The organism is Actinocorallia aurantiaca (assembly GCF_039533685.1).
GTDB classification, from domain to species: Bacteria; Actinomycetota; Actinomycetes; order Streptosporangiales; family Streptosporangiaceae; genus Actinocorallia; species Actinocorallia aurantiaca.
Window position 1 is genome coordinate 182,487 of sequence record NZ_BAAATZ010000021.1, and the last position, 25,528, is coordinate 208,014.

A 25,528-nucleotide genomic window follows, 5' to 3' on the forward strand; every position below is an offset into this window, starting at 1 on the left:
TGGTGCGGGGACTACAGGCCGGCGGCGGCGCGCAGGGCGTCGGCGCGGTCGGTGCGCTCCCAGGAGAAGTCGGGCAGCTCGCGGCCGAAGTGGCCGTAGGCGGCGGTCTGGGAGTAGATCGGACGCAGCAGGTCGAGGTCGCGGACGATCGCGGCCGGGCGCAGGTCGAAGACCTCCAGGACGGCCGCCTGGAGCTTCTCGATGTCGACCTTCTCGGTGCCGAAGCCCTCGACGAAGACGCCGACGGGCTGGGCCTTGCCGATGGCGTAGGCGACCTGGACCTCGGCGCGGTCGGCGAGGCCGGCCGCGACGATGTTCTTGGCGACCCAGCGCATGGCGTAGGCGGCGGAGCGGTCGACCTTGGACGGGTCCTTGCCGGAGAAGGCGCCGCCGCCGTGGCGGGCGTAGCCGCCGTAGGTGTCGACGATGATCTTGCGTCCGGTCAGGCCGGCGTCGCCCATCGGGCCGCCGATCTCGAAGCGGCCGGTCGGGTTGACCAGCAGCCGGTAGTCGGTGGTGTCGAGCTCGAACTCCGCGAGCACCGGGTCGACCACCAGCTCCTTGATGTCCGGGGTCAGCAGCTCCTTGAGGGAGATGTCCGGGGCGTGCTGGGAGGAGACCACGACGGTGTCGAGGCGGACGGCCCTGGCGCCGTCGTACTCGATGGTGACCTGGGTCTTGCCGTCCGGGCGCAGGTAGGCGACCTGGCCCTCCTTGCGGACCTGGGACAGGCGCTGGGCCAGCCGGTGCGCGATGGTGATCGGCAGCGGCATGAGCTGCGGGGTCTCGTTGGTGGCGTACCCGAACATCAGGCCCTGGTCGCCGGCTCCCTGGCGGTCGAGGTCGTCGCCGGCCTCGCCCTCGCGGGACTCGTAGGCGTCGTCGACGCCCTGGGCGATGTCGGGGGACTGGGCGCCGATGGACACCGACACGCCGCAGGAGTGCCCGTCGAAGCCCTTGGCCGAGGAGTCGTAGCCGATCTCGAGGATCTTCTCCCGGATGACGCCGGGGATGTCCACGTAGGTCTCGGTGGTGACCTCGCCGGCCACGTGCACCTGGCCGGTGGTGATCATGGTCTCGACCGCGACCCGGCTCTTCGGGTCGTCCTTGAGCATGGAATCGAGGATCGCGTCACTGATCTGGTCCGCGATCTTGTCCGGGTGGCCCTCGGTGACCGATTCAGAGGTGAAGAGGCGACGGGACACTACGTGAACTCCTTGCAGCGGCTGCTGACTCACCAGTAGCAGATGGTTTGCGGTACTCGGGACGGACCGGTTCTCACGAAACGCGTACCCGGCCGAGCCGAAGGCAGTCTAGTCCTATCGGGGAAGATCGGTATGGCCCAGGCCACGCCGAAGGCCCGTGCGTGCGGGGTTCAGCCCAGCAGGGCCGCGATCTCGTCCCAGACGACGGCGGCCAGCGCCTCCTTGCTCCCGCGCGGGATCTCGCGTTCGGGTCCGGAAGCGGACAGCACCACCCCCGCGTTGTCGGGGGCCCCGAAGGTGAGGTCCTCCCCGACCTGGTTGACGACGAGCAGGTCGCACCCCTTGCGCGCCAGCTTGGCCCGCCCGTGCTCCAGCACGTCGTCGGTCTCGGCCGCGAATCCGGCGATGACCTGCCCGGGCGTGCGCCGCAGGACGAGCTCGGCCAGGATGTCGGGGTTCTTCACCAGCTCGATCGGCAGGGTGTCCTCGCCCTCCCGTTTCTTGATCTTGGATGTGGCGGACGTCACGGGCCGGAAGTCGGCGACGGCCGCCGCCATCACCACCGCGTCGGCCGAGGCCGCGGCCTCCAGGACGGCGGTGCGCATCTCCAGCGCCGAGCCGACCCGCACGACGGCGGCTCCCGCCGGGTCGGGCAGGGAGGTGTTGGCGGCCACCAGGGTGACCTTCGCCCCCCGGGCCGCCGCGACCTTGGCCAGCGCGTACCCCTGGATCCCGGACGAGCGGTTGCCGATGAAGCGCACCGGGTCGATGGGCTCGCGGGTCCCTCCGGCGGAGACGACGACGTGTCGTCCGGCGAGGTCCTGCGGCGCCCCGGCCAGGACGCGCACGGCCACCTCGAACAGTTCGGCGGCCTCGGGCAGCCGTCCGGGCCCGGTGTCCGCGCCGGTGAGCCGTCCGGAGGCGGGCGTGACGACGATGTTGCCGCGCTCGCGCAGCGTCGCCACGTTGGCCTGGGTGGCGGGGTGGTCCCACATCTCGGTGTGCATGGCCGGCGCGAACACCACCGGGCACCGGGCGGTGAGGAGCGTGTTGGTCAGCAGGTCGTCGGCCAGGCCGTGGGCGGCCTTGGCCAGGAGGTCGGCGGTGGCGGGCGCGACGAACACCAGGTCGGCCCGCTGCCCGATGCGCACGTGCGGGACCTCCGAGACGCCCTCCCAGACGGAGGTCGCGACGGGCTGCCCGGAAAGGGCCGCCCAGGTCGGCTCCCCCACGAAGCGCAGCGCGTCCGCGGTGGGCACGACCTTCACGGAGTGCCCGGACTCGGTGAGCCGACGCAGCAGCTCGCACACCTTGTAGGAGGCGATGCCCGCGCCGACTCCCAGGACGACCCTCGGGCCGTCCTGCTTCTTCCGCTGCTCGTCCAAGGCCGGGGGGCTCAGCCCTCGACGGGCTCGGTGTGCAGGAGCCCCTCGCGCACCTCGCGCAGCGCGATGGAGAGCGGCTTCTCCTGGACCTGGGTCTCCACCAGCGGCCCGACGTACTCCAGCAGGCCTTCGCCGAGCTGGGCGTAGTAGGCGTTGATCTGCCGGGCCCGCTTGGCCGCGATGCTCACCAGGCCGTACTTGGTGTCGACGACCTCCAGGAGCTCGTCGATAGACGGGTTGGTGATGCCTTCGCTGTTGGCTGCCACACTGACGCCTTTCAGAGTCCTCAATGGTCAGCCAACAAGGCTAGCAGTTCATCGCAGACGCCCTGGACGGAGTGGTTGACGAGAGTGAGATCGAACTCCTTCTCGGCGGCCAGTTCGACCCTGGCGGCCTCCAGCCGGCGCTCGATCACGTCCGGCGGCTCGGTGCCGCGGCCGGTGAGCCTGCGCACCAGTTCGTCCCAGCTGGGCGGGGCGAGGAAGACCAGCAGCGCCTCGGGCATGCTCTCCCGGACCTGCCTGGCCCCCTGGAGGTCGATCTCCAGCAGGGTGGGGACTCCGGCGGCCAGCCGTTCTTCGACGGGGCGGCGCGGCGTGCCGTAGCGGTTGCCCGCGAACTCCGCCCACTCCAGCAGCTCGCCGGAGGCGACCAGGCGGTCGAAGCCCTCGTCGTCGGTGAAGAAGTACTGGACCCCGTCTGTCTCTCCGGGCCGGGGCCTGCGGGTCGTCACGGAGACCGAGAGCCACACCTCGGGGTGGGACTCGCGGAGCCGGGCGACGACGGTGCTCTTGCCGACGCCGGAGGGCCCGGACAGGACCGTGAGCCGGCGGGCCGAGGACTGGGAGGTCGCGGAGGCCGCGGATTCAGTGGTGTCCATCGCGGTTCAGGTTTATCACGGTGGACCGTCCGGCCGGGTCAGGACCTATCCCCTGACCCCGCCGGACGGGACGGTCGCCGGCGGACTCGCCGACTAGCGGCCGCCGCCGAACTCGCGCTCCAGAGAAGCGCGCTGGTTCGCGCCCAGGCCCCGCACTCGGCGGGACTCGGCGATGCCGAGGCGCTCCATGATCTGCTTGGCACGAACCTTGCCCACGCCGGGAAGTGATTCCAGCAGAGCGGAGACCTTCATCTTTCCGACGATGTCATCGGTCTGGCCCGCTTTGAGGACCTCGGTGAGAGAAGTTCCCCCGTGCTTGAGCTTGTTCTTGACCTCGGCGCGCTCACGGCGGGCCAGTGCGGCCTTTTCCAGGGCCGCGGCACGCTGTTCGGGGGTAAGGGGCGGAAGGGCCACGCCGGTCACCTCGTGTTTTCCACTCGACGGAGTCGGACGCCCCGGAAACTAGCGACTTACCCCCCGATAAAGCAACGTGATCGGCCGTTTATCTGGCCAGAAATTCACGAAATTCTCTATCTGTAATCACAAGATCACCCTGTGTCCACCAAAGGGCCCCGAAAACCCGGCTGCCTGGACTTTCTTCAGACCCGTCCGCGCAGTGCCGAAGCGATCTCCGCGGCGGCCGCGGCGGGGTCCGCGGCGCGGGTGACGGGGCGTCCGATCACGAGCAGGTCGGCCCCCGCGTCGAGGGCCTCGCGGGGGGTCGCGATCCGGGTCTGGTCGTCCGCGGCGGCGCCGCGCGGGCGCACTCCGGGGGTGATGAGGTCGATGCCGGGGCCCACCTCCGCCCGGATCGCGGCGACCTCGCGGGGCGAGCAGACCAGGGCGCGCGCGCCGGCGCCGACGGCCAGCGCGGCGAGCCTGCGCGCGGCGTCCAGCGCGGGCCCGGTGAGCCCGACGGCGGCGAGGTCGGGCTCGCCCATCGAGGTGAGGACGGTGACCGCGGTGATCTTCACGTCGGGGGCCGCGGCGACCGCCGCCTTGACCATGTCGGCGCCGCCGGAGGCGTGCACGGTCAGGTAGTGCGGGGCGAGCCCGGAGACGGCCCCGGCCGCGGCGCCGACGGTGGCGGGGATGTCGTGCAGCTTCAGGTCCAGGAAGATCCGCCCGCCGCCCGCCGCGCGGATCTCCTCCACCGCCGCGGGCCCGTACCGGAGGTAGAGCTCCAGCCCCACCTTGAGGGTGCTGACGTGCGGGCCCACCTGCCCGGCCCAGCGGGCGGCGACGGCCAGGTCGTCGGTGTCCAGCGCGACCGCGACGGGTGCGGGGGTCATTTCAGCTCCTTGATCGGTTCTTCGAGGGCGCGCACGATCTGCGGGGGGACCGCGGCGGCCGCGCGGTGCGCCAGCCCCACCGCGTCGGCGAGCCGGGCGATGCCGTGGGCGCTCAGGGCGTCCTCCAGCTCCCTCAAGATCCTTTGGGGGGCCGAGGGGTCGTGCAGCAGGGTGGTGCCCACCGAGACGGCGCTGGCGCCCGCCACGATGAATTCCAGGGCGTCCCGGCCGGTCGCCACTCCCCCGCCGCCGACGATCGGCATTTCCGGAAGGGCGGCGTGGACCTGGTAGACGCAGCGCAGCGCGACGGGCCGGAGGGCGGGTCCGGAAAGGCCGCCCGAAACCCCGGTGAGAGCGGGGCGCAATGTGTGCGGATCAATGGCCAGACCGGACATCGTGTTGATGAGGGAGAGTCCGGTGACACCCGCGTCCGCGCACGCAAGGGCAATTGTCCCGATATCGGTTACATCAGGCGAAAGCTTCGCCAATACCGGAGTATCTCGATGAATTGCACCGCGAACCACCCGCACCACCGCCGCGGCGGCGGAAGGAGAGGCCGCGAACATGCGTCCCCGGTCCTCGGCATTGGGGCACGCCACGTTCACCTCGACCCCGGTGATCGCCGACGCCAGCGGGGAGTCCGCCAGCCGCCTGGCCACCTCCCCGAACTCGCCCGGGGTGTTGCCGGCGACCGAGACGACCGTCCTGACGTCCTGTCCGGAAAGCCAGGGAAGGTCCCGTGCCAGGAAGGAGTCGACGCCCGGACCCGGCAGGCCCATCGCGTTCAGGACGCCGCTGGGCGTCTCGGCGATGCGCGGGGTGGGCCGGCCCGCCCTCGGCTGCATCATCACCGAGCAGGTGACGAACGCCCCGAGCCGCGCCAGGTCGGTGAACTGCGCCAGCTCCCGCCCGCTGCCCCCGCAGCCGGAGGCGGTCAGCACCGGGCTCGGCAGGGTGACCGCGCCGATCCGCGTACTCAGGTCCAAGGCGATCCTCCGTCGTCGCACGGGCGGGCGGGCCTCCGACGCGGCCGGCGGGCCGGAGGCGGGAAGAAGGGGGGCTCCGGTCTCAAGAGGCGGGCTCCGGCGCCGTCAGGGGCGCGCGGGGCCCTCCCAGGGCGTCCAGGGGGATGGTCCCCAGGTCCGCCCAGCGCACGCGCTCACCGCGCAGCACCGGCCCCTCGGCGCAGGCCCTGACCATGCGGGTGTGCCCGTCGTCGCCGATCACCGGCAGCACGCACGACTGGCAGACGCCGATCCCGCAGGCGGCCGTCCGCGCCAGCCACTCGCCCATGCTCACCTGGCAGGGCACGCCCATCGCGGCGCAGACCGAGCCGACCGAGCTCAGCAGGGCGGTGGGGCCCGCCGCGTACACGACGTCGGACCCCGTCTCCTCCATGATCCGCGGCAGCACGTCCGGGATGGTGCCCGAGGCGCCCAGCGAGCCGTCGCGGGTCACCACGGTGGCGCTGTCGCCGATGCGCTGGGCGCTGCGGGCGCCGAAGACCTCGTGGGCGCGGGGCGCGCCGAGGACGAAGTGCACCTGGCAGTCGCGCCTGCGCAGCGCGTCGGCCAGGGAGAACAGGCCGGACGATCCGTGCGCCCCGCCCACCAGCAGGCAGGACGCCGGATCGCGGGGCAGCGGGAACGGCCGCCCCAGCGGGCCGATGACGTCGAGCCCGTCCCGGGAGCGGCGCGAGGCCAGCCACTCGGTGCCCGGGTCGTTCACCTCGAAGACGAACTCCACCGTGCCGCCGTAGTCGGACTTCACCTCGTAGACGGGGAAGCAGCGGCGGGCCAGGAGCGAGGTGTGCTCCCCGCCCACCGCCAGGGCCACGAACTGGCCGGGACGGAACTTCTCGGCGACCGCGGGGGCCACCAGGGTCATCGCGTGATAGGCCGCCACCTGCCGGACCGTGAGCACGGTGCCGGGTGACTGGACCGGTCCCTCGGCGGAGATGGCGGCCTACCTCTCTGTCGCTGTCGTCCCTACTGCGGGTCCCAGCCGCCGCGCAGGCGGCCGGCGTGCTCCTGGAGCGAGCGCACCCCGATGTCTCCGCGGGTGACGGCCTCGATCCCCTGGACCGCGGCGGCGAGTCCCTGCACCGTCGTGACGCAGGGGATGCCCCGCACCACGGCCGCGGTGCGGATCTCGTAGCCGTCCAGCCGGGGCCCGGGCTGACCGGGGCCACCGAACGGAGTATTGACGATGAGATCCACTTCCCCGTCGAGGACGCGCCGCACGACCGTCGGTTCGCCGTCCGGGCCGGGCCCGTCGCTGTGCTTGCGGACCACCTTGGCATGAACGCCGTTGCGGCGCAGCACCTCGGCGGTGCCCGAGGTGGCCAGGATCTCGAAGCCCAGGTCGGCCAGGCGCTTCACCGGGAAGATCATGTGGCGCTTGTCGCGGTTGGCGACCGAGACGAACACCCTGCCCTTGGTCGGCAGCGGCCCGTAGGCGGCGGCCTGGGACTTGGAGTAGGCGGTGCCGAAGACCTCGTCGATGCCCATGACCTCGCCGGTCGAGCGCATCTCCGGGCCCAGGACGGTGTCGACTCCCTGGCCCTGGGCGTTGCGGAACCGGTTGAAGGGCAGCACCGCCTCCTTGACCGCGATCGGCGCGTCCAGCGGCAGCGTCCCGCCGTCCCCGGAGGGGGGCAGCACGCCCTCGGCGCGCAGCTGCGCGACCGTGGCGCCCATCATGACCCGCGCGGCGGCCTTGGCCAGCGGCACGGCCGTCGCCTTGGACACGAACGGCACGGTGCGGGAGGCGCGGGGGTTGGCCTCCAGGACGTACAGGACGCCCGCGGACAGCGCGTACTGCACGTTCATCAGGCCCCGCACGCCGATGCCGCGCGCCAGGCGCAGCGTCGACTCGCGGATCCGCTTGATGTCCTCGCGGCCCAGCGTGATCGGCGGCAGCGCGCACGCCGAGTCGCCGGAGTGGATGCCGGCCTCCTCGATGTGCTCCATGACGCCGCCGAGGTAGAGCTCGGTGCCGTCGTAGAGGGCGTCGACGTCGATCTCGATGGCCTCGTCGAGGAAGCGGTCGACCAGCACCGGCCGGTCGTGACTGACCTCCGTGGCGGTCGACATGTACGTCACCAGGCTGGCGTCGTCGTAGACGATCTCCATGCCGCGGCCGCCCAGCACGTAGGACGGGCGGACCAGCACCGGGTAGCCGATCTCGTTGGCGATCTTCACGGCCTCCTCGGCGGAGGTCGCGGTGCCGTGCTTGGGCGCGGGCAGGTCCGCCTGGGCCAGCACGTGGCCGAACGCGCCGCGGTCCTCGGCGAGGTGGATGCTCTCGGGCGAGGTGCCGACGATCGGCACGCCCGCGTCCTTGAGCCGCTGCGCCAGGCCCAGCGGGGTCTGCCCGCCGAGCTGGACGATCACGCCCGCGACCACGCCGGTGCGCTGCTCGGCGTGCACGACCTCCAGCACGTCCTCCAGGGTGAGCGGCTCGAAGTACAGCCGGTCGGAGGTGTCGTAGTCGGTGGAGACCGTCTCGGGGTTGCAGTTGACCATGACGGTCTCGTAGCCCGCCTCCGACAGCGTGAAGGAGGCGTGGACGCAGGAGTAGTCGAACTCCACGCCCTGGCCAATGCGATTAGGTCCCGAGCCCAGGATGAGCACCTTGGGTTTGGTGCCGACCGGCACCTCGGTCTCCTCGTCGTAGGAGGAGTACATGTACGGGGTCTGGGCGGCGAACTCGGCGGCGCAGGTGTCGACCGTCAGGTAGACGGGGCGCACGCCCAGCGCGTGCCGGACCTCCCGGACGACCTCCTCCGACAGGCCGCGCAGCTGCCCGATCTGGGCGTCGGAGAAGCCGTGCCGCTTGGCGGCGAGCAGCTTGCGCGCGGTCAGCGCGTCCTCCGAGAGCCGGACGTCGGCGGCGATCTCGTTGATGGCGACGATCTGGTCGAGGAACCAGGGGTCGATGCCGGTGATCGAGTAGACCTGCGCGATGGTCGCGCCCGCCAGCAGCGCCTGCTGGACCTCGTGCAGCCGCCCGTCGTGCGGGACGCGGATGCGCTCGAGCAGCTCCTCCAGCGCCGGCGGGGTCTCCCAGGAGAAGGAGGCGCCCTTCTGCTCCAGCGAGCGCAGCGCCTTCTGCAGCGCCTCGGGGAAGGACCGGCCGATCGCCATGGCCTCGCCGACCGACTTCATGTGGGTGGTCAGCGTGGGGTCGGCGCCGGGGAACTTCTCGAACGCGAACCGCGGCACCTTGACCACGACGTAGTCGAGGGTCGGCTCGAACGACGCCGGGGTGACCTTGGTGATGTCGTTGGGGATCTCGTCCAGGGTGTAGCCGACCGCCAGCCGGGCCGCGATCTTGGCGATCGGGAAGCCGGTGGCCTTGGAGGCCAGCGCCGAGGAGCGGGAGACCCGCGGGTTCATCTCGATGACGATCATGCGCCCGGTGGACGGGTGCACCGCGAACTGGATGTTGCAGCCGCCGGTGTCCACGCCGACCTTGCGGATGACGGCGATCGCGACGTCCCGCATGTGCTGGTACTCGCGGTCGGTGAGCGTCATCGCCGGGGCGACGGTGATGGAGTCGCCGGTGTGCACGCCCATCGGGTCGAGGTTCTCGATGGAGCAGACGACCACGACGTTGTCGTTCTTGTCGCGCATCAGCTCCAGCTCGTACTCCTTCCAGCCGAGGATGGACTCCTCCAGGAGCACCTCGCTGGTCGGGGACGCCGCCAGGCCCGCGCCGGCGATCTGGCGCAGCTCGGCCTCGTCGTGGGCGAAGCCGGAGCCGAGGCCGCCCATCGTGAACGACGGCCGGACGACGACCGGGTAGCCGAGCTGACCGGTGGCCGCCAGCACCTCGTCCATGGTGTGGCAGATGAAGCTGCGCGCCACCTCGGCGCCGAGCTCCTCGACGATCCCCTTGAAGATCTCGCGGTTCTCACCGCGCTGGATCGCGTCGAAGTTCGCGCCGATCAGCTCGACGTCGTACCGCTCCAGGACGCCGGCCTCGTGCAGCGCGACCGCGCAGTTCAGCGCGGTCTGGCCGCCCAGGGTGGGCAGCAGCGCGTCCGGCCGCTCCTTGGCGATGATCTTCTCGACGACGTCCGGGGTGATCGGCTCGACGTAGGTGGCGTCGGCGAACTCCGGGTCGGTCATGATGGTCGCCGGGTTGCTGTTGACCAGGATGACCCGCAGGCCCTCGGCCTTGAGCACCCGGCAGGCCTGGGTCCCGGAGTAGTCGAACTCGCAGGCCTGGCCGATGACGATCGGCCCGGAGCCGATGATGAGTACGGACTTCAGATCCTCGCGCCTGGGCATCAGGCACCTTCCCCGTGTTCGTTGGAACGGTGATGCTGCATGAGGGCGCAGAACTGGTCGAACAACCCGGTGGAGTCGTGCGGCCCGGCAGCGGCCTCGGGGTGGTACTGGACGGAGAAGGCCGGGCGGTCCAGCAGCCGCAGGCCCTCGACGCAGCCGTCGTTGAGGTTGACGTGCGAGACCTCGGCCCGCCCGAACGGCGTGTCGAACGGCCCGTCCAGGGGCGCGTCCACGGCGAACCCGTGGTTGTGCGCGGAGATCTCGACCTGCCCGGTGCGGCGGTCCTGCACCGGCTGGTTCACCCCGCGGTGGCCGAAGCGCAGCTTGTAGGTGCCCAGGCCCAGGGCCCGGCCGAAGATCTGGTTGCCGAAGCAGATGCCGAAGACCGGCTTGCCCGCGGACAGGACGCCGCGCATCGCGGCGACCGGGCCGTCGGCCGTGGCCGGGTCGCCGGGGCCGTTGGAGAAGAACACGCCGTCGGGGCCGAGCGCCAGGATCTGCTCGGCGGTCACGGTGGCGGGCAGGACCGTCACCTCGCAGCCGCGCTCGGACAGCCGGTAGGGCGTCATCGTCTTGATGCCGAGGTCGACGGCCGCGACCCGGAAGCGGGTCTCGCCGCGGGCGGCGACGGTGTACGGCTCCTTGGTGGCCACCTCGGCGGCCAGGTCCGAGCCGGCCATGCCGGGGCTGACCAGCACCCGGGACAGCAGGGCGCGCGGGTCGGTCTCCACCGAGGAGATGCCGGCGCGCATCGCGCCCCGGTCGCGCAGGTGGCGGGTGAGGGCGCGGGTGCCGGGCATCGCGATGCCGACCACGCCCTGGGCCTTGAGCTCGGAGTCGAGGGAGCGCTGGGCGCGCCAGTTGGACGCCACCCGCGCGGGCTGGCGCACCACGTAGCCGGCGACCTGGATGCGGCCGGACTCGGGGTCGAGGTCGTTGACCCCGGTGTTGCCGATGTGCGGCGCGGTCATCGCGACGATCTGCCGGTGGTAGGACGGGTCGGTGAGCGTCTCCTGGTAGCCGGTCATGCCGGTGTTGAAGACGACCTCCCCGAAGGTCTCGCCCTCCGCTCCGAAGGACTCGCCGTGGAACACACGGCCGTCCTCCAGGACGAGCATGGCCTGGGTCATACGAGCTTTCCTTCCAGCACGGTGGGGCGGCCCCGCAGGAACGTGGCGACCACCCGTCCGGGCAGTTCTAGGCCGGTGTAAGGGGTGTTCCGGCTCTTGGAGGCGAAGGACGACACGTCGACCTGCGCCCGGTACTCGGGGTCGTAGAGGGTGATGTTGGCCGGGGAGCCCGCCTCCAGCGGGCGGCCCTGGCCCTCGAGCCTGCCGATCTCCGCCGGCTTCACCGACATGCGGTCCGCGACCTGCGCCCAGTCCAGCAGCCCGGTGCCGACCATGGCCGCGTGGACCACGGACAACGCCGTCTCCAGGCCGATCATTCCCATGGCGGCGTCGGCCCACTCGGTCTCCTTGTCCTCCACGGCGTGGGGGGCGTGGTCGGTGGCGACGCAGTCGATGGTGCCGTCGGCCAGGCCCGCGCGGACGGCGTCCACGTCGGCCTGGGTGCGCAGCGGCGGGTTCACCTTGTAGATCGGGTCGTAGGAGCGCCCGGCCGGGGAGCGCTCGCAGCAGGCGTCGGTGAGGAAGAGGTGGTGCGGGGTGACCTCCGCGGTGATGTTCCAGCCCTTGCCCTTGGCCCAGCGGATCAGCTCGACCGAGCCGGCCGTCGACACGTGGCAGATGTGGAGGCGGGAGCCGACGTGCCCGGCGAGCAGGCAGTCCCGGGCGATGATCGCCTCCTCGGCGACGGCCGGCCAGCCCTGCAGGCCGAGCCGGTCGGAGACCTCGCCCTCGTTCATCTGGGCGCCCTCGGTCAGCCGGGGCTCCTGGGCGTGCTGGGCGATGACGCCGTCGAAGGCCTTCACGTACTCCAGCGCCCGGCGCATGATCACCGCGTCGGAGACGCAGTGGCCGTCGTCGGAGAAGACCCGGACGCCCGCCGCGGAGTCCGCCATCGCGCCGAGTTCGGCGAGCTTCTTGCCGGCGATGCCCTCGGTGACCGCGCCGACCGGGTGGACGTCGCAGTAGCCGTGCTCGCGGCCCAGCCGCCACACCTGCTCGACGACGCCCGCGGTGTCGGCCACGGGGGTGGTGTTGGCCATCGCGTGGACCGCGGTGAAACCGCCCTTCGCGGCGGCCCGGGTGCCGGTGAGGACCGTCTCGTTGTCCTCGCGGCCCGGCTCGCGCAGGTGCGTGTGCAGGTCGACCAGGCCGGGCAGGGCGATCAGCCCGGTGGCGTCCACGACCTGGGCTCCGTCCGCCGCCAGGCCGGTGCCGACCTCGGTGATCCGGCCGTCGGCGACCAGGATGTCGCGGGGCTCGCCGCCCAGGATCCGGGCGTTCTTGATGAGAAAGGTGCTCACTGCGTCCTCTGCTTCTCGTTCACTGCTCACTCGCCGGGCCCCCGATCGCGGGCTCGGATCCGCCCAGCAGCAGGTACAGGACGGCCATGCGCACGCTGACGCCGTTGCCGACCTGCTCGACGATGGTGGACCGGGTGGAGTCCGCGACCTCGGCGGCGATCTCCACACCCCGGTTCATCGGGCCGGGGTGCATGACGATGGCGTGGTCGGGCAGGTGCGCGTACCGGTCGGCCGACAGGCCGTAGCGGCGGCTGTACTCCCGGACCGTGGGGAAGTAGGCGGCGTTCATGCGCTCGCGCTGGACGCGCAGCATCATGACGGCGTCGCTCTTGGACAGCGTGCTGTCGAGGTCGTAGGAGACGTGGCAGGGCCAGGTGTCCACCGAGACCGGCAGCAGGGTCGGCGGGGCCACCAGGGTGACCTCGGCGCCCAGCGTGGACAGCAGCAGCACGTTGGAGCGCGCCACGCGGCTGTGCAGCACGTCGCCCACGATGGTGATCTTGCGCCCGGCCAGGTCGCCCAGGTGGCGGCGCATGGTGAAGGCGTCCAGCAGGGCCTGGGTCGGGTGCTCGTGGGTGCCGTCCCCGGCGTTGACCACGTTGCCGTTCACCCAGTCGGCCAGCCGGTAGGGGGCGCCGGACGCCCCGTGCCGGATGACGACGCCGTCGGCGCCCATCGCCTCCAGGGTGAGGGCGGTGTCCTTGAGGGACTCGCCCTTGGAGACGCTGGAGCCCTTGGCGGAGAAGTTGATGACGTCCGCGGACAGGCGCTTGGCGGCCGCCTCGAACGAGATGCGGGTGCGGGTCGAGTCCTCGAAGAAGAGGTTGACGACCGTCCGCCCGCGCAGCGTCGGCAGCTTCTTGACCGAGCGGCTGGAGATCCTGGCCAGCTCCTCCGCGGTGTCCAGGACCAGGAGCGCGTCGTCCCTGGACAGGTCGGCCGCGGAGATCAGGTGGCGCTTCACTTGCCGTCATCCCCCTTGGATTCCGTCTTCGGTCCCAGCAGGACCGCGTCACGCCCGTCCACGTCGCCGAGCAGGACCCTGACGGTCTCCTTCAGCGAGGTGGGGAGGTTCTTGCCGACGTAGTCGGCGCGGATCGGCAGTTCGCGGTGGCCCCGGTCCACCAGGACCGCGAGCTGGACGGCGCGGGGCCTGCCCAGGTCGTTGAGGGCGTCGAGCGCGGCGCGGATCGTCCGCCCGGAGAAGAGCACGTCGTCGACGAGCACCACGACCTTGTCGTCGATGCCGTCCGCGGGAAGCTCGGTCCGGCCGATGGCGCGGGCGGGTTTCATGCGCAGATCGTCACGGTACATGGTCACGTCGAGCGATCCGCAGGGGATCTTCAGGCCTTCGACCTCTTCGAGGCGCCTGGCCAGCATCCGGGCGAGGTTCACGCCCCGCGTCTGCACGCCCAGCAGGACGACGTCGGATCCGCCCTTGGTGCGTTCGAGGATCTCGTGCGCGATCCGGGTGAGGGCCCGGCGGATCTCCGGGGCCTCCAGAACGGCCTTATGCTGGGGTTCTTCCTGATTTCGGGCAGCGCTCATTACCGTCAACCTCCTTTCCCGCCTCACGGGACGGGCCTTAAAGGACGTGATGTCATCTTTACGGTATCAGCCTCGCCCCTCGTCCCATCCCGCGCCCGTACCCTTCATAAGAGCAGGTGAGAGGGGTCACACCCGGCTCCGGAGGGTGTGACGAAGCCCTCGGGGACGGCGCTTATCCCTTCGACGGAGGGTCAGGATGCAGTGACAGGTTCGACCTGATTTTTCCGAACAGCTTGACCTTTGGCCGTCTCCGTTTTACCGTCACTGTCCGTAACCATACTCAGGGTGGTCACCCGAATTCATTGGGACCCCGGACCGCCCTGAGCCGACGTCCGACTAACGAGTGAGCCTGGGGGCCGCAAAGATGCCGTCTGAATACGCAAAGGCTCTGGGCGCGAGGCTTCGCGCCATCCGTACCCAGCAAGGGTTGTCCCTACACGGTGTGGAGGAGAAGTCCCGTGGCCGCTGGAAGGCCGTCGTCGTCGGTTCGTACGAGCGGGGCGACCGCGCCGTCACCGTCCAGAAGCTGAACGAGCTCGCCGAGTTCTACGGCGTGCCCGTCAACGAGCTGCTCCCCGGCGGCGCCGCGCCGAGCCCCCTGGGCCCGACGCCGAAGCTCGTCATCGACCTGGAGCGCCTCGCCCAGCTTCCGAAGGACAAGGCAGGGCCCCTCGCCCGCTACGCCGCGACGATCCAGTCACAGCGGGGCGACTACAACGGGAAGGTCCTGTCGATCCGGCAGGAGGACCTGCGCTCCCTTGCCGTGATCTACGACAAGTCCCCGACCGAGCTGACCGAGGAGCTCATCAACTGGGGCGTGCTCGACCCGGAGGCGCGCCGCGCCGTCGAGAGCTTCTGACCCCTCCCCCGGGGGTGACGTCTTGTGGCCCGGTCCTCGGCGAGGACCGGGCTTACGGCTTTCCGTCCGCACCCGTCCCCGGCCCCGCTCAGAAGGCCGTGGGCGGCCCCTCGTCGGCCGGACGGGCCGCGGGGTCGGCCTTCACGCGGCGTGGCGCCAGCAGCGCCACGGCCAGCAGGCCCAGCGACAGGACGGCACAGACCGTGAAGGCCAGCACGAATCCCGGCCGCGTCAGCGAGTAGGCGGCCACCAGGATCGCCGTCAGCTGGGTGCCCAGGCCCGCCCCGACCGTCCGCAGCAGCGTGTTGACGCCGCTCGCCGCGCCCGTCTGGGAGACCGGGACGGCCGCCACGACGAGCGTCGCCACGGCCGCATACGCCATGCCCAGCCCGGAGCCCCGCAGCGCGTTGGCGGCCACGAGCTGCCACAGCTCGGTGTGCCAGAAGATCAGGATCACGTACCCGACCGCGGTGAGCACCGCTCCCGCCGCCAGGACGGCCCGTCCCCCGAAGCGCCGGTCGAGCCTGCCGTTGACCAGGCCCATGAGCGTCATCGCGATGCCGGCGGGCAGCGCGACCACCGCGGTGTCGGTGGCGGTGCCGCCGAACCCGAAACCCTCCTTCTCCGGCATCTGGATCAGCAGGGGGAAGAGCAGTCCCGCCGCCATCAGGCAGAACCCCGCCAGCAGCGAGCCGAGGTTGGCGGTCCAGACGCCGCGCAGCCGCATCAGCCTCAGGTCGACCAGCGGGTCGGTCACCCTGGCCTCGACGTAGGCCCACACCGCCGCGCCCGCGGCGGCGCCCGCCAGCAGGCCCAGCACCGGGCCGGACGTCCAGCCCCACGACGAGCCCTGGGTGAGCGCGGTGAGGGCGGCGGTGAGCCAGCCGCCGAAGAGCAGCGCCCCCCACCAGTCGACTCCCCTGCCGGGCTCCCCCGCGATCGACGGCAGCGCCCACCGGGCCAGGAACGTTCCAGGCAGCAGGATCACGGCCGGCACCCAGATCAGCCACCGCCACCCGAGGTGGTCGATCACCGGCCCGGCGATCACCCACGACAGCACCCCGCCCAGCCCGAGCATCGCCGACATCAGCCCGATGGCCGACGCCGCCCGCTCCGGCGGGTACCCCTTCCGGATGATCGTGTAGGCGAGGGGGAACACCCCGCTGCCGACCCCCGCCAGAACCCGCCCCGCCAGCAGCACCGGCAGGCTCCCCGCCACCGCCGACACGACCTGCCCCGCGAGCCCGATCGCCAGCACCCACAGCAGCACCCGCCGCGCCCCCAGCAGGTCCCCCAGCCGCCCCGCCACCGGCGTCGCCACCGAGGCGCTCAGCACCATCCCCGTGACGCTCCACGCGGCCCCCGCCGCGCTCGTCCCCATCTCCGCCTGGAGATCGGGCAGCGCCGGCGTCATCACCGCCATCGGCAGCGAATACGCCATCGCCCCCAGAAACGCCAGCAGCGGCACCACCGGCCGGCCAGCCCCAAATGACCCCATAGCCGGATTAGAGTGCCATAACCCCCCACCGCCCTCCCTCCCGGCGGTCACCCACCGGGAGGGAACACCCCGGAGAGCGATCCCTACCCCGAGCACCGGCTCAGCGGCATCCGGCGTCCGGCACCCTGCCCGACTTGACATGGCGATAGTGCCGATACCGGAAGGGGGAGACACTGGCGGGATGGAGAGGATCGTCGTCCTCGGACGCGGCGGCGCGGGCAAGTCCACACTCGCCTTCCGTCTCGGGACCGCCCTTGCGCTGCCCGTCATCGAGTTGGACCGGCACTTCTGGTCGCCTGACCTGACCCCTGTTCCCGAGGACCGGTGGAGGGCGATCCAGCACCGGCTCACCAGCGGCGGCCGGTGGATCCTCGACGGCGACCTCGGCCCTTACGACGTTCTCGACGTCCGGCTGCGCGCCGCCGACACCGTGATCGTGCTGGACTTCCCGCTCTGGCGCTGCGCCTGGCGCGCCCTGCGCCGATCCTGCGAGAACGCGGCCTTCTGGCGCTGGGTCCTCGCCTACCGGTACCGCAGCCTTCCCGGCGTCCTGGCCGCCATCGCCGAACACGCAGGCACCGCCGACCTTCATGTGCTCCGGACTCCCGACGACGTAGCCGGATTCCTCGACCACGTCGAGTCCTCCGAACGCTGACGGGGCCATACGGCCCGCACGAGGTGCCGCATAGACGGTCCGCTGATCACGAACCGCCGGCCACGGTGACGACACCGTGGCCGGCAGCAGACTTCCTTGGATATATTCAGGCGAATATTCTTCGGTCAGTCGTCGCAGACGGTGAAGTAACCCTTCTTGTATCCCTTTATGTAGCCTCGCGTGTACCTGTTGGGCTTCTGGTTGAAGCTCCGGTTCTTGTCGCCGAAGCTCCTGGTGCAGTCCTTGCGGCCGTCCCGGACTCCCTGCCGGAAGCCGTCCCGGTAGCCCCGGTCATAGGGGTCGAAGGGCAGGGCGTGGGCACTGGCCGCCGCCGAGCTCGACGAGCCCCGAGCGGCCGTGTCGGAGGTGGCGTGAGCAGGCGAGGTGGCGAGAGCGGCAAGGAGCACCGGGCTCAGCAGAGCCGCACGCTTCGCTGCTTTCATGTCGTCTTCCTCTCTGTCGAAGGTCCTGCAATTTCAGGATAAAACGACCGAGACAATCCGCGTCAATATCGCCAAAGTATTCATTAGTTTGCCCGGCTTTGCGTTTACCTGAAGACGAGAGTTCTTCTTATTCAATTGCAATAAATGCGCCCGGGTCGGCGGCGGATTGTTTGGATGCCATTCATCCGGGACCACGCGCCATCGAGGCCCTGCCGGTGGGCCGGAGGCGGCATCCGCCCGGAGGGGTCCAGCAAGACCATGGCCGTCCGGCCGAGGGCGAGGCGGGCCGCACAGCACGGATCCGTGTGGCGTGCACCTGCGAAGAACGGGCCCGACCGGGAAGCAGCCCGCACGATGACGGATGACATCAAGGCGGCACCGGCCCGGCATCGTCGCCGGGAGCACCCTGCCCGGAGAAGGCGAGGCGCTACGCCGTCCCGACCCGTCAGCCGGCCGGAGGAGGGCCGTCGGCGGCTTCAAGGACGTAGCCGCGGAGTCGCGGGTCGCACCCGGCCTTGCGATCTCGACCCCGAAGGCCCGTGGCCGAGCCGAGGGACGGCCCGGATCGCATCACAAGGGAACAGGTCCGCGCCTGACCTGCCGACCGCCGTACGAGTGCGTGCCGCAGGGATGCCGACCGCTCCCGGAAGAGACACGGCCTGGTCGAGCCGTGGCGTCATCGGGGATGGCGACGGGCGCGGTCTTCAGACGGGTGATGCGGGCCTGTCGAGGATGCCGTCTGATGCGTCCCATGGAGGTGTCGGTCGCTCCCCGGGCCGGGGCGGCCGCTCTGCGGGGAAGGGGCGGGTCAGCCGGTCATGGGGAGTGACTGCTGCGTGGAGATGCCCAGGGTGTCCTCCACCAGGGCGACGAAGAGACCGGCGTCGTGGAGGAGGGCGTCGGCGTCGGCGGGGGTGGCGGCGTCCGGGAGGCCCGCCTCGGCCGCGGCGCGCTTGTCGGCGCCGGCGGCGAAGAACGCGGCCCACTCGGCGAGAAGGGGCTCGGCCGCGGCCAGGAGGACCCAGGCGCTGCGGGGGCGGCCGCGGCGGGGGGCGGACGCGGGCTCACGGACGGCCAGGACCGCCGCGGCGGCGCGGAGCGCGGCCAGGTGGGCGGTGGAGTAGCGGATGTTGGGGTGGGTGGCCTCCGCGGCGTCCGCCAGCAGCTGGCGGGCGAGGCGGAGCAGGTTCTGCGCGGCCGGAACGGTCCGGGGGGACGGGCGGCCGGGGGGCATGGGGTGCACGGTCATTGCGTGGCCTCCTTTCGCCAGGCGCGGCCGACCGGCCTCACCTGGGACGATCACTCGCGTCCGCACTCCGGAGCGTCCGGCCCGGGCAAGGGGCTTCCCCTCCCCCTGCCCGGGACCGGTGTGGACCGGCGGTGCGCTGCCTCCGGTCCACCCGTGCTCCAGTGCGGGCCGCGAGTCCCACACCATGTCGAACATCGGTTCGACATGCCCCCAGTAAACCTGACCGTCAATCAATCGTCAATACGTTCGATCGACGTGTTCGAGATCCACTCGAACCCCAGGTCAACCGGGTACTTCGAGGAGAACACACGGGTCTGACAAAACGGGTCACGCGGGTGTGGGAACCCTCCTTTCGGAGCGCCGGAGAGTCCCCGAGGCGAGCAGATACTGCGCCGCCATATACGTCGCCATCACGAGCACTCCGTGCATCGGCACTTCCGTGTCCGTGAGGCTGAGACCGATGAGCAGGTCCGAGACCAGGAACAATGCGCCGCCGATGCCCGTCCGGACCCCGTACAAAGCCGCGGTGGCGGCGGTGGCCGTCAGCAGAAGCGAGTACACCGCCACGGGAATCTGCAGCGAACCGAGCCCCGGCCAGAGAATGACGACGCCCACCGCCCACATGACCCCGAAAGATCCGAGGATCGTCCACCGCAGACGCCCCTCCGCCTTGCGGGAGCGTGCGAAGAAGACGACGTAACAGACGTGGGCCGCCGCGAAGAACAGCATCCCGACGATGAAGAGCCCGTCGAATTCCAGCGCGACGTCTCCCCCGGTCGAGAGCAGCAGCCCCGCGACCATGAGCCCGGGCCCGCCCCGCTGGTGCAGCCACCACGCGAGCACCGGCATCAGCAGCGCCTTCGTCGTGAACTCCGCGACGGGGATTTCGACGATCAGCGCCAGGATGTGCGCCGCGCCCAGAACGAAGAACAGGATCCGGGCCATCTCACGCGCTCCTCTTGGTATCGGGCCGCCAGCCCGGTTCGGCGAACACATATCCGAGCCGCCCGCGCCAGTCGGGCGCCGACCTGATGTTCCGTGCGATCGACGCGTATTCCTGGAAGGCGACGCGCAGGGGGTTGAACGTGCCGATGTTCTTCGTCAGCCCGTAGACGACCCGTTCGGTCTCGGGAGTGAACGTCCCGAACAGCCGGTCCCACAGGATGACGATGCCGCCGTAGTTCCGGTCCAGGTATGAGCCTTGCGAACCGTGGTGCACCCGATGGTGGGACGGCGTGTTGAAGACGTACTCGACGGGCCGCAGCAGTTTGCCGATCCGTTCGGTGTGAATCCAGAACTGGTAGACGAGGTTCACTCCATAGGAAAAGGCCAGCACGGCCGGATGGAATCCGATGACGGCCATCGGCACGTAGAAGATCCAGCCGGTGAAGCCCGTCCACGGCTGGCGCAGCGCCGTCGAGAGGTTGTACCGGCGGCTGGAGTGGTGGACGACGTGGGACGCCCACAGGATTCGAACGCGGTGGTGCGTCCGGTGCGACCAGTAGTAGAAGAAGTCGGTCACGAAGACCGCGACGACGATCCACTGCCACGTCACGGGGACCGTCCACGGCGTCAGGTCGTACAGCCAGCCGAAGAGCAGCCCGTTGGCGACCGCGATGGGAAGGCTCCACAGCAGGTCCCAGCCGAGGCTGCCCAGTCCCATCGCCAGGCTCGTCGCGGTGTCGCGTCCGGCGAAGCCCAGTTCGCCCTCGTCGGGCCACAACCGGTAGGAGACCGCCTCCAGTGCCAGCAGCAGCACGAACGCGGGAACGGCCCAGAGGACCACATCGGGCAAATCACTCATGGCCGGATGTTAAGGGCGGACGTTTTCCCCCGTCGATAGGCTGTGGCCCGTGCATCCGAACGTCGAACGCGTCGCCGCCGCCCTGACCGCCAAGGGCGCCGCCGGCCAGATCGTGGAACTCGCCGAGCCCGCACCCACCGCCCAGGCCGCCGCGGACCTCCTCGGCTGCGAGGTCGGCGCCATCGCCAACAGCCTCGTCTTCGACGCCGACGGCGCTCCCCTGCTCGTCCTCACCAGCGGTGCCCACCGCGTCGACGTCAAGCACGTCGCCTCTGTCATCGGCGCCGCCAAGGTCAAGCGCGCCACCCCCGAGTTCGTCCGCGAGGCCACCGGCCAGCCCATCGGCGGCGTCGCCCCCGTAGGCCACCCCGCGCCGCTGCGCACCCTCGTCGACACCTGGCTGGCGAAGCACCCCGTCGTCTGGGCCGCCGGCGGCCACCCCCACACCGTCTTCCCCACCACCTACGACGAGCTCCTCCGCCTCACCGAGGGCACCGCCACCGACGTCGCCTGACTCCTCCGCCGTCCGGGCGGGTGGTGGAGCAGGAGCTCGGACCGTCGCACGCGGCGGCCGCGGCGCTGTCGACGACTTCACGCCCGATGAGCGGCGCGACCTGCTCAGGCTGCTGGGAAAGGTCGCCGATTCCCTGCGCGCCCGCGGAATCGGGGTGCCCACCCATGAGCAGCGTTGATCCCGAACGCCCCGGGGCAGGCCACACCCGGCCGGTACCTCGTTCCAGAAGAGACAGCACCCCTTCTATCGATATGTTCTAATCGATCTAAAGATATATCGAGGAAGGTTTGTGATGGGACGTAGCGAGTGGGTGCTGGAGCGGCTGCTGGAGCGGGGAACCGCCACCGCGGTCGAGAACGCCGGGAGCCGATGGCGGCGCGTCCGGCTGGAAGGGGCCCGCGGGCTCGACTGGAAGCCGGGCCACCACGTGCGGGTGCAGGTGGGAGAGCTGTCCTTGCGGGCCCCCCGGGACCTGCTGCGCACCTACACGGTGTGGGACTACGACGGCGACGCGCTGGAGCTCCGGGTGTTCGAGCACGGTGAAGGCCCGGGCGCGCGGTGGGCCGCGGAACTGGAGACCGGCGCCCAGGTGATGTTCAAGGCCCCCGAAGGCAGGTTCACCGTGCGGGAGGGCGCCGCGGGTCACCTGTTCGTCGGCGAGGAGACGGCATCGGTGGCGTTCGGCGCGATGACGCGGTCCCTCGACGGGCGGACCCGGGCCGTCGTGGAGGTGGGCGACCCCGCCGACCGGCTCCCGATCGAAGGCGACGTGGAGTGGCTCGAACGCGGTACGGCCCCCGCCCACGACTCCGAACGCCTGGTGGAGGCCGTCGCCTCGCTGGAGGGGCTCGTACCGGGAACCGTCGCCTACCTCGCCGGCGAGGCCAAAACCTGCCAAGCCGTCAAACGCCACCTGCTGAACGACCGCGGCTGGCCGCGCCGCGACATCGTGGTCAAGCCCTTCTGGACCCCGGGCCGCCGCGGAATGGACTGACCATTCGACGACCGGTTGCCCGCCTCGCTTGAATCAATCTTGTGACAAGATCGCGAAATGCTGCGATTCACCGATTTCATCATCGACTGCCCGGACACGATGAAGCTGGCGGCCTTCTACTCCGAGCTGACGGGCCGCCCGATCAAGGACGGCAGTGACGAGCACTGGGCCGGCATCGCCTTCGGCGAGGTCGAACTGGCCTTCTACCGGGTGGACGACTACCGCGCTCCGCAGTGGCCCGACGGCGCGCACCCCAAGCAGTTCCACCTCGACTTCGAAGTGGACGAGATCGAGCCCGAGCAGCGCCGCGTCCTCGACCTCGGCGCGACGCTGCAGCAGGACCTCATCGGCCCCGACGGCTACGGCTGGCGGGTCTACACCGACCCGGTCGGCCACCCCTTCTGCCTGTGCCGCAACAAGGGCGTCATCTGGACCGACCGGGGCCTGGTCTGGCCCGAGCGCGGCTAGGGGCGTTTCGGGCCGAGCGGAAGGCGTCATTCGCTGCGGAGGCCGCCGGGGCTGGTCAGCCGCCACAGCAGGGGGAGGCTCGCCGCCGTCGTCAGGAGGACGACGAGGACGGCCGCGCCGGAGGTGGCGCCGATACCGGACCAGTCCGGCTGGACCGGGACCTCGGCCGCGGCCTGCAGGATGGCCGCCAGGCCGGTGCCGGTGGCGACGGCCAGCGCCAGGCCGAGCAGCACGGGAACGGCCACCTGGTAGAGGACCGATCCGGCCAGGGTGCTCCGGCGGGTGCCGAAGGCCATCAGCACGGCGAGCACCCGGCGCCGTTCCCGGAGCTGCTCGGCGACGTTGACCAGCATGCTCGCGCCGATGAGCAGCAGCAGCGCGGTGGCTCCGGCGAGGAGCGCCTGCCTGATCTTCACCAGGGTGCTCAGGACCGTCCGCTCGATGACCGGGGCGACATGGGCGGTCGGATCCGTCCGGGCGACGGTGTTGCGGAGCCGTTCGACGGCGTCGGGATCGGAGGGGTCGAGCGCGACGTAGAGACCGGCGGAGGTCGGGTCGGTCCGGACGCCTTTCAACGCCTTGGGGGTGACCAGGATGGCCGGCGCTCCAGAGCGGTGTATGTCGCCTTGTGTGGGAGGAACGGTACGAACCGTGGGCGGCAGCGTCCACCGGGACGCCTCGCTCCTGGCGCTGTCGAGGAAGTAGGCCTCACCGGGGCGGGGCTGCGGTACACCCGGATCGGAGATGACGAAGGTGTCGCCGTCCGTGCAGGAGCCGAGCTCGGCGAACTGCTGCAGAACGGCGCAGCTGCCGATCTGCAGCCCGGCGTAGCCCTCTTGGCCGCCCGACTGCGTCGGCATTATCAGTGTCAAGGGTTCGACCGCGAGGACTCCGGATGTCTTCTCCAGCGCCTCCTTCCAGCGTCCGCCCTGCCCGGACTGCTCGTCGTTGGGCGTCACCAAGGCCTGGAAACGGTCGGTGCCGTGCCTCGTCTCGACCGTGTACTGGGCCTGGACGGTGGCGAGCAGCCCCTGCAGCGCGATGGCGCCCGCGACGGAGACGGCGATGCCGGAGACCGCCCGCACGGCCGTGCCGCTGTCGAGCTGGAGCCGGCGCACCGCCAGTTCCCAGGCGACGCCTCCGCCTCCCAGCCGGTGGACCACCGCCTCCACCAGCCACGGCAGCAGCAGCGCCACACCGGCCAGCAGGGCTGCCACCCCCGCCATGACCTGGTACACGTCCCCGTAAGAGAGCGTGGAGAGCCCGTCGCGCAGCGGGTACAGCAGAGCGAGGCCGGCCACGGGCAGGAAGAGTCGCCACCACAGCCGCCGCCGGCGCTCGTCGGCACGGCGGACGACGCCCAGCGGTTCGACCACCACCCGCCGCAGCGCGAAGACCGTGGCCAGCACCGCGGTGACCGGCACCAGCACCACGACCAGAGCCGCCAGCGCGGGCACCGGCCGGAAGTCCGCGGAGTAGAAGCTGACGGCCGCGGGCACGAACCGGTACGCCAGCAGGCCCGCGGCGAGGAAGAGCAGCCCGCCGACGACGAGCCCCAGCAGCGCGCCGACCAGGGTCTCCCCGGCGGCGATCCGGCGGGTCATGGCGGCGTCCGCGCCGACCAGCCGCAGCGCGGCGAGCCTGCGGTCGCGGCCCTCCCCGCCGAAGCGCACCGCGGACGTCAGGAAGACCGCCACCGGCAGCAGCAACGCCACCAGGCCGATCAGGCACAGGAGCAGCAGCACCGTCGCCATGGCCCCCTCCCGGCTCTGCGCGATGCCGAACGACCGGCTTCGGACGGCGGAGTCCCGGGTCAGCCGGTCGGTGCCGAGGTAGAAGAAGTACTCGCGGGGCCCGGACAGCCCTTCGGGGCCGATCATGCCGATCACCCGCTCGTTCCACCGGCCGCGCAGCAGCGCGCCCTCATCGGAGGCGAGCAGCTCCGCCAGAGCGGGCGACACCACCATCTCGCCCGGGGCCGGCAGCCTTTCCACGCCGGGCGGCAGCGGAGCACGGTCGCCCTCCGCCCGCACCAGCTCGCCGTTGATCGTCCGCCCCCGGTACTCCGTCCCGCCGCTGTTGACCAGCAGCGTGTCGGGGCCCTGGGGAACCGGCTGGTTCAGCTCGACGGTCCGCGCGGTGAGCCGGACGTCGCGGGCCGCCATCAGGTTCGGGATCGTCGCGGCGGCCAGGAGCATCGCCACCCCGAGCCCCACCCCGATCGCGATCATGACGAGCCGGACCCAGCCCGAACGGCCGCCCGACACGCTCAGCCGCATCCCCAGCGCCAGCTCGGCGCCCCACCGCCTCATCGGACGGGCTCCTGCTCGCGGACGCGGCCGTCGCGGACCACGGCCTCCCGGTCGGAGTACGCGGCGACCCGCGTCTCGTGGGTGACCAGCACCACCGCGGCGCCGGTGTGGCGGGCGGCCGAGACGAGCAGCTGCATCACCTTCTCCCCGTTGAGGGAGTCCAGCGCGCCCGTCGGCTCGTCGGCGAAGACCACCTTCGGACGGGTGACCAGCGCGCGGGCCACCGCGACCCGCTGCCCCTGCCCTCCGGAGACCTGTCCGGGACGCTTGCGCGCCACATCGGCGACCTCGAGACGCTCCAGCCATTCGGCCGCGTGCCGCTGCGCCTCGCGACGGCCCGTCCCGGCCAGACGCAGCGGCAGCGCCACGTTCTCCAGGCAGGTCAGCTCCGGCACCAGCTGCCCGAACTGGAAGACGAACCCGAACTCGGTACGGCGCAGCGCGCTGCGCTCGGCGTCCGACATCGCCGACAGGTCACGCCCCGCGAAGAGCACCCGCCCGGATTCGGGGATGAGGATCCCGGCCAGGCAGTGCAGCAGCGTGGACTTGCCGGACCCCGACGGTCCCATCAGCGCCAGCACCTCCCCCGCGCGCACGCGCAGCGACGCCGAGTCCAACGCCCGGGTGGGCCCGAAACTCAGATGCAGGTCCTCGGCGATCAGGAGCGGATCGTTCAGGGGGGTGGTCATGCGGC

Annotated in this window: 25 protein-coding genes; 5 read left to right on the forward strand and 20 right to left on the reverse strand. The window is 71.2% G+C overall.

What is annotated here, in order from left to right:
* Window positions 1-11 precede the first annotated feature (11 nt).
* From metK to pyrR, 13 genes are all read right to left on the reverse strand, one after another.
* A complete protein-coding gene (metK, locus tag ABD327_RS25065) occupies window positions 12-1,205 on the reverse strand; it encodes a methionine adenosyltransferase (RefSeq protein ID WP_344453294.1) in 1,194 nt (397 codons plus the stop codon).
* Between the two features lie 170 nt (window positions 1,206-1,375).
* Complete coding sequence (gene coaBC / locus ABD327_RS25070) at window positions 1,376-2,590, reverse strand: bifunctional phosphopantothenoylcysteine decarboxylase/phosphopantothenate--cysteine ligase CoaBC (RefSeq protein WP_344453296.1); 1,215 nt, start codon at window positions 2,588-2,590, stop codon at window positions 1,376-1,378.
* Between the two features lie 11 nt (window positions 2,591-2,601).
* Window positions 2,602-2,856 carry a DNA-directed RNA polymerase subunit omega gene (gene rpoZ / locus ABD327_RS25075; protein ID WP_344453298.1) on the reverse strand — a complete coding sequence of 85 codons (255 nt, stop codon included), beginning with the start codon at window positions 2,854-2,856 and terminating at the stop codon, window positions 2,602-2,604.
* 20 nt (window positions 2,857-2,876) lie between these two features.
* Entirely contained in the window at window positions 2,877-3,470 is a 594-nt protein-coding gene (gene gmk / locus ABD327_RS25080; RefSeq protein ID WP_344453300.1) for a guanylate kinase, read from the reverse strand.
* Between the two features lie 93 nt (window positions 3,471-3,563).
* Window positions 3,564-3,884 carry an integration host factor, actinobacterial type gene (mihF, locus tag ABD327_RS25085; RefSeq protein ID WP_344453302.1) on the reverse strand — a complete coding sequence of 107 codons (321 nt, stop codon included), beginning with the start codon at window positions 3,882-3,884 and terminating at the stop codon, window positions 3,564-3,566.
* A 185-nt stretch (window positions 3,885-4,069) separates the two neighbouring features.
* Window positions 4,070-4,762, reverse strand: coding sequence for an orotidine-5'-phosphate decarboxylase (gene pyrF, locus ABD327_RS25090; protein ID WP_344453304.1), 693 nt, complete (start codon window positions 4,760-4,762; stop codon window positions 4,070-4,072).
* Window positions 4,759-5,754, reverse strand: a complete 996-nt coding sequence (locus ABD327_RS25095) for a dihydroorotate dehydrogenase (RefSeq protein ID WP_344453555.1) — start codon at window positions 5,752-5,754, stop codon at window positions 4,759-4,761. Before ABD327_RS25095 ends, pyrF begins: the two co-directional genes overlap by 4 nt.
* Before the next feature lie 76 nt (window positions 5,755-5,830).
* Entirely contained in the window at window positions 5,831-6,721 is an 891-nt protein-coding gene (locus ABD327_RS25100; protein ID WP_344453557.1) for an iron-sulfur cluster-binding protein, read from the reverse strand.
* Between the two features lie 29 nt (window positions 6,722-6,750).
* Window positions 6,751-10,059: a carbamoyl-phosphate synthase large subunit gene (gene carB / locus ABD327_RS25105; protein ID WP_344453306.1), complete on the reverse strand. Its 3,309-nt coding sequence runs from the start codon at window positions 10,057-10,059 to the stop codon at window positions 6,751-6,753.
* Window positions 10,059-11,189: a glutamine-hydrolyzing carbamoyl-phosphate synthase small subunit gene (carA, locus tag ABD327_RS25110; protein ID WP_344453308.1), complete on the reverse strand. Its 1,131-nt coding sequence runs from the start codon at window positions 11,187-11,189 to the stop codon at window positions 10,059-10,061. The genes carB and carA overlap by 1 nt, the downstream gene beginning before the upstream one ends.
* Complete coding sequence (locus ABD327_RS25115) at window positions 11,186-12,490, reverse strand: dihydroorotase (protein WP_344453310.1); 1,305 nt, start codon at window positions 12,488-12,490, stop codon at window positions 11,186-11,188. Before ABD327_RS25115 ends, carA begins: the two co-directional genes overlap by 4 nt.
* 19 nt (window positions 12,491-12,509) lie before the next feature.
* Window positions 12,510-13,454 carry an aspartate carbamoyltransferase catalytic subunit gene (locus tag ABD327_RS25120; protein ID WP_344453312.1) on the reverse strand — a complete coding sequence of 315 codons (945 nt, stop codon included), beginning with the start codon at window positions 13,452-13,454 and terminating at the stop codon, window positions 12,510-12,512.
* On the reverse strand, window positions 13,451-14,038 hold the full coding sequence (pyrR, locus tag ABD327_RS25125; protein ID WP_344453315.1) for a bifunctional pyr operon transcriptional regulator/uracil phosphoribosyltransferase PyrR: 588 nt from the start codon (window positions 14,036-14,038) through the stop codon (window positions 13,451-13,453). The genes ABD327_RS25120 and pyrR overlap by 4 nt, the downstream gene beginning before the upstream one ends.
* Window positions 14,039-14,402: 364 nt before the next feature.
* Here pyrR and bldD point away from each other — a divergent pair, with 364 nt between their 5' ends.
* Window positions 14,403-14,897, forward strand: a complete 495-nt coding sequence (gene bldD, locus ABD327_RS25130; RefSeq protein WP_344453317.1) for a transcriptional regulator BldD — start codon at window positions 14,403-14,405, stop codon at window positions 14,895-14,897.
* Window positions 14,898-14,985: 88 nt separating this feature from the next.
* Here the strand turns inward: bldD and ABD327_RS25135 are convergent, their stop codons facing one another.
* The gene (locus ABD327_RS25135; RefSeq protein WP_344453319.1) at window positions 14,986-16,338 is read right to left on the reverse strand and encodes an MFS transporter; all 1,353 of its coding nucleotides are present in this window, start codon (window positions 16,336-16,338) and stop codon (window positions 14,986-14,988) included.
* Between the two features lie 238 nt (window positions 16,339-16,576).
* Between ABD327_RS25135 and ABD327_RS25140 the strand changes: the two genes are divergently transcribed.
* Window positions 16,577-17,050, forward strand: a complete 474-nt coding sequence (locus ABD327_RS25140) for a P-loop NTPase family protein (RefSeq protein WP_344453321.1) — start codon at window positions 16,577-16,579, stop codon at window positions 17,048-17,050.
* Window positions 17,051-17,175: 125 nt separating this feature from the next.
* Here ABD327_RS25140 and ABD327_RS25145 read toward each other — a convergent pair whose 3' ends face one another.
* From ABD327_RS25145 to ABD327_RS25160, 4 genes are all read right to left on the reverse strand, one after another.
* Complete coding sequence (locus ABD327_RS25145; protein ID WP_344453323.1) at window positions 17,176-17,493, reverse strand: hypothetical protein; 318 nt, start codon at window positions 17,491-17,493, stop codon at window positions 17,176-17,178.
* 808 nt (window positions 17,494-18,301) lie between these two features.
* On the reverse strand, window positions 18,302-18,742 hold the full coding sequence (locus tag ABD327_RS25150) for an SAV_6107 family HEPN domain-containing protein (RefSeq protein WP_344453325.1): 441 nt from the start codon (window positions 18,740-18,742) through the stop codon (window positions 18,302-18,304).
* Window positions 18,743-19,069: 327 nt separating this feature from the next.
* A complete protein-coding gene (locus ABD327_RS25155) occupies window positions 19,070-19,687 on the reverse strand; it encodes a lysoplasmalogenase (RefSeq protein WP_344453327.1) in 618 nt (205 codons plus the stop codon).
* Window position 19,688: 1 nt separating this feature from the next.
* Window positions 19,689-20,546, reverse strand: a complete 858-nt coding sequence (locus tag ABD327_RS25160) for a sterol desaturase family protein (protein ID WP_344453329.1) — start codon at window positions 20,544-20,546, stop codon at window positions 19,689-19,691.
* A 49-nt stretch (window positions 20,547-20,595) separates the two neighbouring features.
* Here ABD327_RS25160 and ABD327_RS25165 point away from each other — a divergent pair, with 49 nt between their 5' ends.
* The 3 genes from ABD327_RS25165 (at window position 20,596) to ABD327_RS25175 (ending at window position 22,522) form a co-directional block, all read left to right on the forward strand.
* On the forward strand, window positions 20,596-21,060 hold the full coding sequence (locus tag ABD327_RS25165; protein ID WP_344453331.1) for a YbaK/EbsC family protein: 465 nt from the start codon (window positions 20,596-20,598) through the stop codon (window positions 21,058-21,060).
* A gap of 292 nt (window positions 21,061-21,352) precedes the next feature.
* Entirely contained in the window at window positions 21,353-22,054 is a 702-nt protein-coding gene (locus ABD327_RS25170) for a siderophore-interacting protein (protein ID WP_344453333.1), read from the forward strand.
* A 57-nt stretch (window positions 22,055-22,111) separates the two neighbouring features.
* A complete protein-coding gene (locus ABD327_RS25175) occupies window positions 22,112-22,522 on the forward strand; it encodes a VOC family protein (protein ID WP_344453335.1) in 411 nt (136 codons plus the stop codon).
* Window positions 22,523-22,548: 26 nt separating this feature from the next.
* Here the strand turns inward: ABD327_RS25175 and ABD327_RS25180 are convergent, their stop codons facing one another.
* The gene (locus tag ABD327_RS25180; RefSeq protein WP_344453337.1) at window positions 22,549-24,834 is read right to left on the reverse strand and encodes an ABC transporter permease; all 2,286 of its coding nucleotides are present in this window, start codon (window positions 24,832-24,834) and stop codon (window positions 22,549-22,551) included.
* Window positions 24,831-25,523 carry an ABC transporter ATP-binding protein gene (locus ABD327_RS25185; RefSeq protein ID WP_344453340.1) on the reverse strand — a complete coding sequence of 231 codons (693 nt, stop codon included), beginning with the start codon at window positions 25,521-25,523 and terminating at the stop codon, window positions 24,831-24,833. Before ABD327_RS25185 ends, ABD327_RS25180 begins: the two co-directional genes overlap by 4 nt.
* Between the last annotated feature and the right edge of the window lie 5 nt (window positions 25,524-25,528).